This is a genomic window from Burkholderia sp. USMB20, from assembly GCF_000949135.2.
Classification (GTDB): domain Bacteria; phylum Pseudomonadota; class Gammaproteobacteria; order Burkholderiales; family Burkholderiaceae; genus Burkholderia.
Genome location: NZ_JTAN02000019.1, coordinates 312096 through 326072 on the forward strand (window position 1 = coordinate 312096; position 13977 = coordinate 326072).

Sequence of the window (13977 nt, forward strand, 5' to 3'; positions counted from 1 at the left end):
CTCCCGATAGCCGGCTGCCAACCTGATAGAGTGCATGGCCACGAACAGGCTCGGCCCGTTGCGAACTGCGCCCCGATCGATGTGACGCCCCAACGGTTGGCGCCCGACAGGCGACGTCCAGCTACAGCATCAGGAGAAAATCAATGTCACGGCAAGAGCCGACCCATCAGGAGCAGCCACACTCGTCCACCACGGTGAAGAGCGATCTGCCGTTTCCGGTTGTGGGCATCGGGGCATCCGCTGGCGGCACGACGGCCTTGCAGACCTTCTTCGAGAGCGCGCCGACGGGCATGGACATGGCGTTCGTGGTCATCGTCCATTTGGCACGAGAACAAGTCAGCCATATGGACAACGTCCTGCAGCACACGACGGGTATGCCGGTGCATCAGGTAACGACCACGGTAGCGATCGAAAAAAACCATATCTACGTGATCGCGCCCGGCATGCAGCTGGAGATGTCCGACGGTTGCCTTCGCTGTAGCCCGCTGAGCTCCGCCGAAGGTGCCGCGCTCTCGATCGACCACTTTTTCCGGACGCTGGCGGACGCTCACGACTCGCGCGCGATCGGCATCGTGCTGTCCGGTACCGGCTCGGACGGCGCGGCGGGCTTGAGCCGTATCAAGGAGGCGGGCGGCATCACGCTCGCCCAGACGCCGGACGATGCGGAGTACGCGGAGATGCCGCAGCATGCGATCTCGACGGCGCGCGTCGATATCGTGCTGCCGGCGGCCGAGATGCCGCAAAAATTGCTGGACCTCTGGGCGAATGCGCGGCGCATCGAGCAGCAGACCCTCGAACTCACGCAGATGCAGCAAATCGGCGATCGGCCCGGCGCCAATGATCCCGAACGGGCGCTATCGGACATCCTGATGCACCTGCGGGTACGCACCGGCCACGATTTCAGGCTGTACAAGCGGGCGACGGTGCTGCGACGTATCGAGCGGCGCATGCAGGTAAACGGCCAGCGCGACATGCTCGCGTACCGCGACTTCCTGCGGACCGCCCCGGACGAGGCCAACGCGCTGCTGGCCGACATGCTGATCGGCGTGACCCAGTTTTTCCGCGATCGCGAGGCCTTCGACTTCCTCGAACGCGAGGTGATCTCCCAGTTGTTCGCGCCGGAATCCGCCGAGGAGCAGGTGCGGGTCTGGGTAGCCGGATGCGCGACGGGGGAAGAGGCGTATTCGATCTCGCTGCTGCTCGCGCGGGCACGCGAGGCGTCGATGTCGAGCCAGGCGATCCAGGTATTTGCTACCGATATCGACGAAGCCGCGATCGTCCGCGCACGCACGGGCTCCTACCCGCTGTCGATCGCGACGGACGTGCCTGCGCCGCTGCTGCAGCGCTACTTCACGCGCGAGGGCGCGCACTACGTGATTGCCAAGGCCGTGCGCGAGCGCATCCTGTTCGCCGCCCACAGCCTGCTGCGCGATCCGCCGTTCTCGCACCTCGACCTGATCTCGTGCCGCAACGTGCTGATCTACCTGGAGCGCGCGGTGCAGCGGCAGATCCTCGAGTTGTTTCATTTCGCGTTGCGTCCGAACGGCTATCTGTTCCTCGGCACCGCGGAGTCGGCCGACGCAGCCGACGATCTGTTTACGGTCGTCGACAAGAAGCGGCGGATCTACCAGGCGCGTGTCGTCACGCATCGCGCGAAACCGGTCACCGGCTTCCCGCCGCTTTTCCAGGTCGAATCCGGCGGGGACGAGCGCTCCGCGCCTCAACCGCCGATGCGGGTTCCGGCCAGCCCGGCCCAGCGCAACTTCTCCTATTCGGAGCTTCATCAGCGTGCGCTGGAAACGTATTCACCGCCGAGCGTCATCATCGACAAGGAATCCAACGTGGTTCACCTGTCGGACAACGCCGGGCGATTCCTGCGGCATGTCGGCGGGGAGCTGTCCAGCAACATCATGACGCTGGTGCTGCCGGACCTGCGGCTCGACTTGCGCACGGCCATTTTCCGCGCGCTGCAAACGGGGACGAGCGTCGAGGCGCGGCGCGTCAAGTGGACGCACGAGGCCCGCGTGTCGTGGATCAACATGACGGTCAGGCCGTTTCACGACAAGGTCGCCAATTCGGAATTCCTGCTGATCGTGTTCGACGAGGTGGCCGGCCGCATGACCGAGGAGGACCAGGCGGAAGCGAGCGGACAGGATCCGGTGCTCGCGCAGCTCGAACAGGAGTTGCAGCACAGCCGCGAGCAACTGGCGACGATCATCGAGCAGTATGAAACGTCGGTCGAGGAGCTGAAGGCGTCGAACGAGGAGCTGCAGGCGATCAACGAGGAACTGCGCTCGACGAGCGAGGAGCTCGAAAGCAGCAAGGAAGAACTGCAGTCGGTCAACGAAGAGCTGACCACGGCGAACGCCGAAATGCAGGCGCGCATCGAGGACACCGCAAAGGCGAACGACGACCTTCACAACATCATCGCGTCGAGCGAAATCGCCACCGTATTCGTCGACAAGGAGATCCGCGTCAAGCGCTTCACGCCGAACGCGACGGCGATCTTCAACCTGATCGATACGGACCTCGGCCGGTCGCTGTTCCATATTACACACGCGCTACGGTACCCGACGCTCGCGGACGACGTCCGCCAGTCGTTCCAGTCGCTGCGCCTGATCGAACGCGAAATCGAGAGCGAGACGGGACGGTGGTACCTGATGCGGCTGCTGCCTTATCGCACCGCGGACGATCACATCGACGGCGCCGTGATCACGCTCATCGACATCACCGACCGGCATCACGCGGAAGAAGCGGCACGCGCGGGCGAGCAACGCCTGCGGCTGGTCGCGCAGTCGACCAAGGACTACGCGATCATCATCCAGGACAACAACGGATCGATCGTCAGCTGGAATGCCGGCGCCGCACGCATCTTCGGCTATACGGAGGACGAGATGATCGGTCAGGACGTGGAACTGATCTACGAACCGAACGACCGGCAGGCGCTCGTGCCGGCGCGCGAGCGCGACATCGCGACCCGGGAAGGGCGCGCGGACGACGAGCGCTGGCACCGCACCAAGGACGGGCGCCGCATCTTCTGCAGCGGCGTCGTCACGCCGATTTCGGACACCTCGTTCAGCGGGTTCGCGAAGATCGTTCGCGATCTGACGTCGCGCAAGCAGAGCGAGGATGCGAACCGGGAAGCGCTCGCGCGGGAACAGGCCGCACGCGAGCAGGCCCTGAGCTCGAACCAGCTGAAGGACGAGTTCATCGCGGTGCTGTCGCACGAGCTGCGACATCCGCTCAACCTGATCGGCGTCAAGTCGGAGATGCTGCCGCGCCTTCCCGAGACGCGCGACATTCCCGCCGTGCGCGAGGCGGCCGATTCGATCCGCCAGGCCGTACGCGCGCAGGCCCAGATCATCGACGACCTGCTCGACCTGTCGCGCATCCAGACCGGAAAGCTGGCACTCGACGTATCGCGGGTCGACCTGACGGCCATCTTGCGCACGATCGCGGATACGTGCGAGGCCGACGCGCACGCGCGCGGGCTGGTTCTGAAAACGGAGTTGCCGGCCGGTCCGGCCATCGCGCTCGCCGATCCGGTGAGATGCGAGCAGATATTCTGGAACCTGATGTCCAATGCGCTGAAGTTCACGCCGCCGCATGGGCAGATCGTGGTGCAGTTGACGCACGAAGGGCGGATGCTGCGTGTCGACGTCGTCGACAACGGCCAGGGCATCGATCGCGAGATGCTTCCGCATGTATTCGACATGTTTCGGCAGGCGCCGCGCGACAGGGCTCGCGGTGGCCTCGGCATCGGTCTGGCGCTCGTGCGGCAACTCGTCGAGATGCACGGCGGCCGGATTTCGGCGGCTTCCGATGGTCCGGGGCAAGGCACGCGGATGACGGTATGGCTGCCGGCCGCGGCGGACGAGCGCGCGGTGTCCGCCACCGGCGGTGACGTGTCGGAGCGGAGCATCGCCGGCCTGCGCGTGCTGCTCGTCGAGGATGACCAGGAGACGGCGCTGTCGCTCACTGCGCTGCTGGAGTTGGCGGGCGCGGTGGTCAGCACCGCCGAAACCGCCGCCTCGGCACTGGAGCTGCTGCCGACGACACCGATCGACGCGATCGTGTCCGACATCGGACTGCCGGACATGGACGGCTACGAGTTGCTTCGCCGGATCAAGGCCGACCCCCGGTGGGCGAACCTGAAGGTCGTCGCGTTGACCGGCCGTAACCGCCAGGACGACGTCGACGCTGCCGCAGACGCCGGATTCGATGCGCATCTCGCCAAACCGCTGGATTTCGGGATGCTGCTTGCCGCATTGACCGACCTTCAGTGAAGTCGCGCGCCTGTTCAATGCGCGTGTGACGGGATGGCAGCGGACGACGGTCCGCTGTCGTCCATCTGCATGCATTCGTCCCCGCGTCGAGGTCGTCTATTCGAGCGTCGGTCGGCGCTTCGTACCGCCTGCTCGTACGTGGTTCATTCGGCGGCATCCCGTATCGGGCACTAATCTTGCTGCACCATCCGCATAGGAGGTGCCATGAACCACCGAGACATTGTTGTCATCGCCTCGTCCCGCGGTGGCCTCGCGGTACTCCGGACGCTGGTGGCGGGCGTTGCCGCGGATCTCCCGGTGCCGATTTGCATCGTGCAGCACATTGGCCGGCATCGGACGATCCTGCCGGAGCTGCTGACCCGATGGGGTCCCTTGCTGGCAAGCCAGGCGATGCATGGGGAACGCCCCCAGCAGGGAAGGATTTACATCGCGCCGCCGGATCGGCACATGATCCTACGCGGCGGGATCTTCTTGTTGCTCGATACCGCTGCCGAAAACTACACCCGTCCGGCCGCCGATCCGCTGTTTCGATCGGCGGCACGTGAATACGGCGCCGGGGTGGTCGGCGTGGTGCTCAGTGGCGATCTGGACGACGGCGCAGCCGGACTTGCCGCAATCCGGGCCCGCGACGGCTACGGGATCGTTCAGGACCCCGATGAGTGCGACGCGCCTTCCATGCCGCGCAGCGCGCTTGCCGCGGCGGGCGCCGATGCGATCGCCCGGGCCGATGAACTGCCGCGGACCATTCATGCAGCGGTCTACGGTGCACGTGTGGAGGAGAAGGACAAGATGGCAGAGTTGCGCGATCTGGACGAAGAGGCCCGGCTTGCGGAGCGCGGCCTCGTGACGCCACAGCTACTTGATGCGATCGGCGAACGCTCCGCGCTCACATGCCCCAGTTGCCACGGCGTGTTGTGGCGCATGAGCGACGATCGCCCGTTGCGCTATCGGTGCCATACCGGGCACGCGTTCTCCGTGCTTTCGCTGGAGGACGCGCAGGCGCAGAAAGCGGAAGACACGATATGGGCGGCGATCCGGGCGGTTCACGAGCGAATGATCTTTGCGCTCGAGCGCCAGAAATGGGCCCGACAGAGCGGCAACGCCGAGGACGTTGCAATCGAGCAGGCCCGCATCGATGAGAACGAGCAGCTCGCGGAGGTCCTGCGCAATGCCGTGGGGGCGACGATGCACCGGAGCGAAACGCAGTAAGCGGACGCTGATTGGAAACGCGGCAGACGGCGCATGTTTCAGGGTGGCCTTGATGGCAACGCGTGGGCAAGGACAACCTGTCGTCAGGCGATATCCACGTGAAGACGCGCCACGGCGACGTCGTGCTGACGGGCAGTGTGCCGGACCTGCAGCAGCGCACGCTCGCCGTCAATACGGTGAAGCATGTCGATGGCGTGCAGCACGCCCACGACCAGCTCACGATCCGGCCCAGATGACGGCGCACGTTTCCATGCTGCTCTCCTGCGACGATGCAACCGCCGCGTGTCAGCGCTGGCGTCCGTCGTGCCCAGGAACATTTGGCGCCAGCTGATCTTCAGGCATATCGGACCCGAACTCGTCATCGACGCTCCAGTGAGGCACGCTGCTGTAGTAGTCGCGGATCGGTCCGGCCCATTGCGGATCGGCCAGAGCCGGCCAGTGGTCCTTGTCGAATCCCTGTGCGCTGCGAACCTGTTCGATTGACACCGACAACACGAAGCACTTGTGTGCAGCGTCAAGCGTGAGCTCGTTCCATGGAATTGCGAGCAGCTTGTCGCCAATCCCGAGCAGGCCGCCGCTCGACAGCACCGCATAGGCGACTCGACCGGAGCCGACATCGAGCATGATCGCCTTGATCCTGCCGGCGTGGTCGCCGTCCGCGGTGAGCACTTTGTCGCCTTCGAGCGTACTGGCGGCCATGAAGTCGGGGCCAGGGCCGCGCGCAGTTTCACGTTCCTTGCGAATGATGCGGGTTCCGTGGTGGTCGGTGGTGTTCATGGTGATCCTACTGGCTGGCGCGAACGTCGACTCTGTCGGGCAGCGTTTCGCGCGGGTGAGTTTCCAAATCGGCGGGACGCGTCGCGCATCGTCGACATGCTGCTCCGAACGATACGCATGCGTGCCGCCGTGATACGCCTGCGGCGGCGTCGAATGTACGGCGCGCCGGCCCAGGGTCAACGCGTCGTCGCCGGCGTGGTGGGGTTTGGTCGTGTCGGATGCTCCTTCGGGGCACGCGTTCGCCAGCGCAACGGACGTTCCCGCGGCGGCGTGGCTATGCCGCTTGCGGCAGCCCCTCCCGTCACACCACGACGCCAGCGCCGCGGCCGGGCGGGGGAGCGAGCCTGCGGGCCGCGACATGGCAACGGCCGTGCAACGCCCGCAACGGCGGCGTCGACAATGCAGGAGGGCGCTACGACTTGGCCGAAACCGACACATCCGGTCCACTACGAAGTCAACGTTCGCGGCGGTGGATTCGATACGGCGAGGGACCGTTTTCAGGTTTGGAAGCACGAGCCGCCGGTTTCGCGGCCCGACAGGCTGATGTTCGAGGGCAAGAGGGAGGTGCGGTGGCTCGGGAATGCCGGCTTCGATGATACCGAAGCCGTGCGTCGGGCGTTGCAGTCGGCGAGCCGTCCGCAGGACGATTTCGCACTCGCCGAGTGGGAAAAACAGTTGGACGATCGTGGTTTTTGAACCGGAACAATCGACAAGTCGAACAGGCACGCTCGATCGAATCCGACGCCGACGAGCGCGCGTGAAGCCCCGCAGATGCCCGCAAATGCACAGTCGATCCGGGCGTGGTCCGCGATGGAAAATGTCCGCTTGGTCGAGTGATGTGCGGTGACAGGCTGCGGCGCTGCCGGCCAAATTATCGTTTCGCCGCGCGCGGCTCCTGCTCGATCGCGCGCCTGGCGCTCTTCGACACCGCGGCCGCCGCCACATCGACGGTGCTTTGCGCGACTTCGACCGCCTGCTGCCCGGTTTTCCCTAGCGTCAGATAAAACTCGTTGGCGGCATCGATCGCGGAGTTCAAGGCAGCGACAGCCGCCTCGGAGCCGCTCGGCGCGTGTTTCGTCGCGTTTTCCACGAAGGTCTGGACACGACGAACATACGTGTCGCTTCCCTCCTGCGCGGCCTTGAGCATCGACGTCTGGGCCGACGACACGATTCCCCAGAATTCGCTGCTGTAGGACTGAACGTTCTCGGCCATCGGCGCGACGGTCGCACTCTGGATCGCCAACCAGTCTTGTGGATTGACGATCGCGTTCTGTCCGATCTCCAGCGCGCTCTTCAGCGTCGACCGCGTGAAGCGCGCGTGGAGTTCAGCCAGTTTCCCGACGCCATCGACCATCGTGCCGGCCAGATCGAAAAAAGTGTCGAGATTGGCGCGCTGCGCGCCGGAAACCAATTCATGGGTTTGCATGATCGACAATCTCCTGAATTGAATGAACTACCGTGGATGTTCACCTGCTCGGCGCGCGGACGTTGGCCACGTCACGGCTTTTCGCCTGTCGCGCCTGGCCGCCATGACCCGGTCGGTCAGCGAAGGCTGGTCAATGTGCCCGCATCACTGCACGAAGCAGCAATTCGCCGTCATCCGTCACCGAGGGACGCCGCACGCCGGAAGCGAGCCGCTCGAGTATGACGAGTTGCTGCTCGAGCAGCGTATCGAGTTCCTCGCGTTCCATGTCGATCTGGTCTGGCGACGACTTGATCAGCATGAGCGCCGCCAATTCGTGAGGGCTCAGCATTTTTGTCTCCTGGAATTTGAAATAGGCGTTTTTACCGATCCACTGAGTGTCGGTCGTGACGACCGCAAACCGGGACTACGTCGCGCGCTTTGGCGCGATCATTTTCGCCTGGAGCACGTGACGTGATCCGTGACATCTCCGGCCAGCGTCAGCCGCGGACCTGAGCGTACGCGTGCGAATGGACCGACCGCGTCGCGTGCGCCGCCCGTCCCCGATGCAGGCTCGGCTCCCGGATTCGAGATCACCGTCAAATGAAACGGCGCGACTCTCATTTCGAGATGCGGGTCGCCGAGCATGGCGGCGAGGTCGGCGATGCGCATCGGATGGGCGCCGACAACGTCGACCGTCATCGATTCCATGCGGGTCGTCCGATCGACTTCAACTCTCCAACGACACACTTTCATGCCGTTTTTTGCGAGGCATTGCCAGACCGCGATGACCTTCAGCTTGCCGAAGTCAGCACGAATCGAAAGCCTTTGAACAACCATCGCGATTTCCCTGTAAGGAGCTCGTCCGAGCCGGGATGGGACCGTACGTAGCATAGGCGAGGGACGGTCGCGAGTACACGACGTAAACATGTCCGTATGTTTAGCATTACGGACAGCTGCGCCGACTGCAGGCAAGAGCGATTTCTCGCTCGTCGATACGTTCGAGCGTGAGAATGCGACGCCTTCGGTTGTCGATAGCGAACAAGGAGAGACGCGGCGGGGCCGGCACCTTGTCGCGACCCAATGGTCGGCGAGATCGCGCACTGAGCGTGCGGCGCGAAAACTGCGCGTGCTCCCTGTTGTCGCCAACGACGTGGATGTGCGAAGCCCGAATCCAATGGATACGTTTCCATCAGGCACATTCATGACCGATTTTCGTTGCAATATCCCGCGCATCGGAGATTTCAGTTTCGGCAACTGTCTGCGCAGCCGTTTCGGATACGTGAGATGTGTGACGATCGATGTGGCGGGCGTACCGCGGGAAAAAATACTCGCCGGGACGGTGCGGCGACCCTGCGTCGCGCCAGGGGGAAGAGGCGGGCGGCGGCCCGGCGCGTGCGGCATGGCGGCATGCGGCAAAAATCTTGCAGTCGCTGCTTCTCGAAGGATAATGGAAGTTTACTGCGCATCTTGGTGCAAGCGGGCCAGGAGCCTGCCTGACCCTGGCCGCGAATACCTATTCTTCCGAAGGATCAGCAGCGATGTCGAAAAGACGCGGCCACACTCTCCCGAGCCAGGCAAATCATCCGATCGTCGGTATCGGCGCGTCGGCGGGCGGGTTGAGTGCGCTCCTTGAATTTTTCGAAGCGCTGCCGGCGCGCACGTCGATGGCGTTTGTCGTGGTCGTGCATTTGGCGCCTGATCACGAAAGCAACATGGCTTCGCTGCTGCAGAAGGCAACCAGCATGCCCGTGCTCCAGGTGACGAGCGCCACGCCCATTCAGCCGGATCACGTCTATCTGATCGCACCCTCGCTCGCGCTGACGATGGTCGACGACTATTTGCGCGTCGCCCCCAATCAGCCTGAAGAAGGGGGGCGCAAGGCCGCGATCGATCTGTTTTTCCGGACACTGGCGGAAGCCCACCGCGAACGCGCAATCGGCATCGTGCTGTCCGGCGCCGGCTCGGACGGGTCCGTCGGGCTGTCGAGAGTCAAGGAGATGGGCGGCATCACGCTTGCCCAAGACCCGGCGGAGGCGGAATACGACAGCATGCCGTGCAGCGCGATTGCCACCGGCATGGTCGACTTCGTGGCCACCGCGGCGGAGATGCCGCAGCGGCTAATGGACCTGTGGCTGACTGCAAAGGAAATACATCTGCCGGCGGTCGAAAACGAGGAACACCTCTACGATCTGGGCAACGAGGCGGCAGAACGGGCGCTGCGCGAGATCATGATCATCCTGCGCACGCGCACCGCGCACGATTTTCGTCATTACAAGCGGGCGACCGTTCTGCGACGGATCGAGCGCCGCATGCAGGTCAACGGCATCACCGATCTGCAGGCGTACCGCGACCACCTCCACCTGCACCCGGAGGAAACCCAGGCGCTGCTGCAGGACATGCTGATCAGCGTCACGAACTTCTTCCGCGACAAGGAGGCGTTCGACGTGCTGGAGCGGGATGTCCTGCCCGGTATCTTCGATAGGCGAGACGAGCAGGACCGCGTCCGCGTATGGTCGGTCGGATGCGCCACCGGCGAAGAAGCCTATTCGCTGGCGATGCTGCTGCAGGACCGATCGCTGAAGTCGCCCGAGGGCAATTCGTTCCAGGTCTTCGCGACCGATATCGACGAGCGGGCAATCTCCTTCGCGCGTGCCGGCCTCTATCCCGATTCGATTCTCGCCGACGTGACGCCGGGCCGCGTACGCCAGTTCTTTACAAGAGACGCCGCGCACTATCGGGTCAAGAAGGAACTGCGCGAGCACATGCTGTTTGCGCATCACAACGTGTTGAGCGATCCACCGTTCTCGCGGCTCGATCTGATTTGCTGCCGTAACTTGCTGATTTATCTGGATCGGGAAGCCCAGATTGAAATTCTGAAGATGTTTCATTTCGCGCTGCGTCCGGGCGGCGTGCTGTTTCTCGGCAGCTCCGAATCGGCCGACAGCGTCAGTTCGATGTTCACCGTCATCGACAAGCGCAACTGCATCTACCGTGCGAACGTGGCGGTGCGCGGCGATACGCTCGTGCCGGCGTCGATTTCCAGCACCCTGAGCGCACGGCCGATCGTTTCGACGGTGCAGCCGCCGGGACGCCGCCGCCTCTCCTTTGGCGACTTGCATCAGCGTCTTGTCGAGCAACATGCACCGCCCAGCGTGCTCGTCAGCCGCGATTCCGAAATCGTTCACTTGTCCGACCGCGCAGGGCGCTTCCTGCAGTACTCGGGGGGCGAACCGTCTCACAACATCATCGCGGTGGTGCGCCCCGAGCTGCGGCTCGAACTGCGCACCGCGATCTACCAGGCCTTGCACACGAATCGCAGTGTGGAAGCGCGACGTGTGAGGATAGAGCGCGAGGCACGTTCGTATTTCGTCAACATGACGGCGCGTCCCGTGCACGATCCCGAGGCCAATGCGGATTTCGTGCTGGTGTTGTTCGATGAAGTCGAAGACAGCATGAGCGGATCGGAAACATCGACGGCCGACGCGCAAAAAGATCCGATCATCGACCAGCTCGAGCGCGAGTTGCAGCGCACGAAAGAGCAGCTTCAGTCGACCATCGAGCAGTCGGAAACGTCGACGGAAGAGCTGAAGGCCTCCAACGAGGAACTTCAGGCCATCAACGAAGAACTGCGTTCGGCGACAGAGGAGCTCGAAACCAGCAAGGAAGAGCTTCAGTCGATCAACGAGGAGTTGACCACCGTCAATGCCGAGCTGAAATCGAAGGTGGAGGAAACCGGCAAGATCAACGACGACTTGCACAACCTGATTGCCGCGAACGACATCGGCACGATCTTCGTCGATCGCAATATCTGCATCAAGCGTTACACGCCGCGTGCGACCGATGTCTTCAGCATCATTCCTTCCGATATCGGACGATCGTTGCTGGATATCACGCATCGGCTCGAATACCCGAAGCTCGCCGACGATGCAGCGGAGGCGTTCGATTCGCTGCGCCTGATCGAGCGGGAGCTGAAGAGCAACGATGGGCGCTGGTATCTCGCGCGCTTCGTTCCCTACCGGACGACGGAAGATCGTATCGACGGCGCGGTGCTGTCGTTCGTCGACATCACGGACCGTCGTCACGCGGAAGACCGGCTGCGCGAAGGCGAACGGCGCATGCGTATCGTGGCCGAAGGCACCAAGGACTACGCGATCATCACGTTCGACGACGACGGCCTCATCACGAGCTGGAATGCCGGTGCGAAGCGGATCTTCGGGTACTCGGAAGCGGAAATGATCGGGCAGTCCGCCGATATCCTTTCGACCGAGGAGGACCGTGTCAATAACGTTGCCCGGCGCGAATTCGCGGAGGCCAGACTGAATGGGCGCACCGAGGAGGAGCGCTGGCATCAGCGCAAGGACGGCACGCACTTCTTTGCGAGCGGCGTGCTGGCGCGTCTGGATGAACCGGGTGTGAGCGGATTTGCGAAAATCGCTCGTGACCTGGGGGAATTCGCCGAGTCCGCAACGGCCGCCCGCGCCGCAAAGCCCGAACTCGTCCGAGAAGCCAGCGAGCGGGATACCCAGCGGCGGCGCGACGAATTCCTCGCCGTGGTATCCCACGAACTCAAGCATCCGCTCAATCTGATTTCGGCGAGCGCGGAACTGATTGCGCGCGCGCCGGAAACGCGGCAGAACCTGAACCTCTTGCGTGCAACCGACACGATCCGGCGCACCGTGATGGGTCAAGCCCAGATCATCGACGATTTACTCGATATCTCGCGCGTACGGACCGGCAAGCTGTCGGTCGTGCGGACGCCCGTCGACCTGCGCGAGGTCGTCCGTCGTGTCACCGACGCCGTTCAGGCCGAAGCGACCCAGCGCAGCCTCGCGCTCAACGTCGCCATGACGGGCTCGCCGGTCATCATTCATGCCGACATCACGCGAATCGAACAGACGGTCTGGAACCTGATCAGCAATGCGCTGAAATTCACCCAGCGCGGTTCGGTGGATGTCTCGCTGCAGGTCAACGAACATGCCGAGGCCGTGCTGCGTGTGGCAGATACCGGCAGCGGGATCGAGCCGTCGCTGTTGCCGCACATCTTCGACATGTTCCAGCAAAGCCGGGACTCGAACGCACGCCGTGCCGGCCTCGGCATCGGCCTTGCGCTGGTCAGGGATCTCGTGAGCCTGCATGGCGGCGCGGTACGGGCGGAATCCGAAGGTGTCGGCCGCGGTGCGACATTCACTATCACGCTCCCGACCCATCGCGCTGTCGCAGTTACGAGTCCTGCCAGCGGACCCGTGGCGGAATCGTTGCACGGTCTGCATATCCTGATGGTCGATGACGACGCTACAACCGTCGAAACCTTCAAGGTCCTGCTGGAAAGCGATGGCGCGATCGTCCAGACGGCGACCAGCGGAGAAGAGGCGTTGTCCCTGCTCGACGGCCAGATACCGGACCTCGTCCTGTCCGATATCGGCATGCCAGGCATGGGTGGGTTGGCGTTCATCGCGAAGCTGCGCGAAGCGCCGGCGCTCAGATCGGTGACCTGTATCGCGCTCAGCGGCTTTGGCCAGGAGGCCGACGTGAAGGAGGCCACGAATGCCGGCTTCGACGCGCATCTGCTGAAACCGGTGGCGCTGGACGACTTGCTGTCCGTTCTTGCGCGTTCGCGTCGTTGATGCCCGCTCCAGGACACCGTCGTGGCTCGCACTTATTTCTACCTCAACAAACCAGTCGATCGTCAGGATCCGGAAAAGGAGTTGTTCGAGCTCGACAAGGCCGGTTACACCGTCGTGCTCAGCCGCACCGCGATCGAACATGTGCACCCGTACGTCGCGGCAGCCGGTCGGCCGGAACTGAAGGGTCTCTTGCGGCGTGTTGCTCCCGGCGATTCTCTGGTGGTACTCGAACTTTCCGCGCTCGGGTGCAGCGCGCGCGATGTACTTTCGACGTTGATGGCATGTCGCGACAAAGGAATTTCCGTCCTGTGCGTCGAACTCGGCAACGTGGACCTCGCAGGCCGTCCCGAACGGCAAGCGGTCAAAACGCTGCGCGCGATCGTCCAGATGGAAATCGCGACGAGAAGCCAACGCAGCCAGAACGGCCTGAAGTTCGCGCAGGAACGCGGACAGCATACTGGCCGGCCAGCCTCGCTGTCGCGCCACGATCAGGAGCGCGTCATGCGTTCGCTCGACAAAGGCCTGTCGGTCAGCGAGGTCGCACGTAAATTCGGCACCTCGCGTCAAACCGTCATGCGGATACGGGCGTCTTCCGCGACTGCCGCTACGGAAGACTGACGGGTGCGCAATTGTCTTGACTGCTCGGGTACAGTCGGAAGTTTAGTTGACATAATGC

The 13977-nt window shown here is 63.6% G+C and carries 9 protein-coding genes and 1 pseudogene; 6 read left to right on the plus strand and 4 right to left on the minus strand.

The features are described 5' to 3' along the window. Window positions 1-143: 143 nt before the first annotated feature. The 3 genes and pseudogenes from PL79_RS25985 to PL79_RS25995 form a co-directional block, all read left to right on the plus strand. Window positions 144-4286: a CheR family methyltransferase gene (locus PL79_RS25985; RefSeq protein ID WP_044848679.1), complete on the plus strand. Its 4143-nt coding sequence runs from the start codon at window positions 144-146 to the stop codon at window positions 4284-4286. 204 nt (window positions 4287-4490) lie between these two features. Then, window positions 4491-5495: a chemotaxis protein CheB gene (locus tag PL79_RS25990; protein WP_044848678.1), complete on the plus strand. Its 1005-nt coding sequence runs from the start codon at window positions 4491-4493 to the stop codon at window positions 5493-5495. A 62-nt stretch (window positions 5496-5557) separates the two neighbouring features. Next, window positions 5558-5731: pseudogene (locus tag PL79_RS25995) on the plus strand (BON domain-containing protein); the annotation flags it as partial. A gap of 49 nt (window positions 5732-5780) precedes the next feature. Here the strand turns inward: PL79_RS25995 and PL79_RS26000 are convergent. Further along, complete coding sequence (locus PL79_RS26000; protein WP_044848677.1) at window positions 5781-6272, minus strand: PRC-barrel domain-containing protein; 492 nt, start codon at window positions 6270-6272, stop codon at window positions 5781-5783. 543 nt (window positions 6273-6815) lie between these two features. Here PL79_RS26000 and PL79_RS37270 point away from each other — a divergent pair. Next, window positions 6816-6968, plus strand: a complete 153-nt coding sequence (locus PL79_RS37270; protein ID WP_442861571.1) for a hypothetical protein — start codon at window positions 6816-6818, stop codon at window positions 6966-6968. 175 nt (window positions 6969-7143) lie between these two features. Here the strand turns inward: PL79_RS37270 and PL79_RS26010 are convergent, their stop codons facing one another. The 3 genes from PL79_RS26010 to PL79_RS26020 form a co-directional block, all read right to left on the minus strand. Next, window positions 7144-7698, minus strand: coding sequence for a phasin family protein (locus PL79_RS26010; RefSeq protein ID WP_044848687.1), 555 nt, complete (start codon window positions 7696-7698; stop codon window positions 7144-7146). A 130-nt stretch (window positions 7699-7828) separates the two neighbouring features. Then, a complete protein-coding gene (locus tag PL79_RS26015; RefSeq protein ID WP_044848675.1) occupies window positions 7829-8026 on the minus strand; it encodes a hypothetical protein in 198 nt (65 codons plus the stop codon). A gap of 98 nt (window positions 8027-8124) precedes the next feature. Continuing rightward, window positions 8125-8514 (minus strand): hypothetical protein, encoded by a 390-nt coding sequence (locus PL79_RS26020; RefSeq protein WP_135801143.1) that lies wholly within the window; start codon window positions 8512-8514, stop codon window positions 8125-8127. 701 nt (window positions 8515-9215) lie between these two features. On the opposite strand from PL79_RS26020, the gene PL79_RS26025 reads away from it, so the two are divergent. Both PL79_RS26025 and PL79_RS26030 read left to right on the plus strand, forming a co-directional pair. Continuing rightward, window positions 9216-13301: a CheR family methyltransferase gene (locus tag PL79_RS26025; protein ID WP_044848673.1), complete on the plus strand. Its 4086-nt coding sequence runs from the start codon at window positions 9216-9218 to the stop codon at window positions 13299-13301. A 21-nt stretch (window positions 13302-13322) separates the two neighbouring features. Continuing rightward, window positions 13323-13919, plus strand: coding sequence for a recombinase family protein (locus PL79_RS26030; protein WP_044848672.1), 597 nt, complete (start codon window positions 13323-13325; stop codon window positions 13917-13919). Window positions 13920-13977 lie beyond the last annotated feature (58 nt).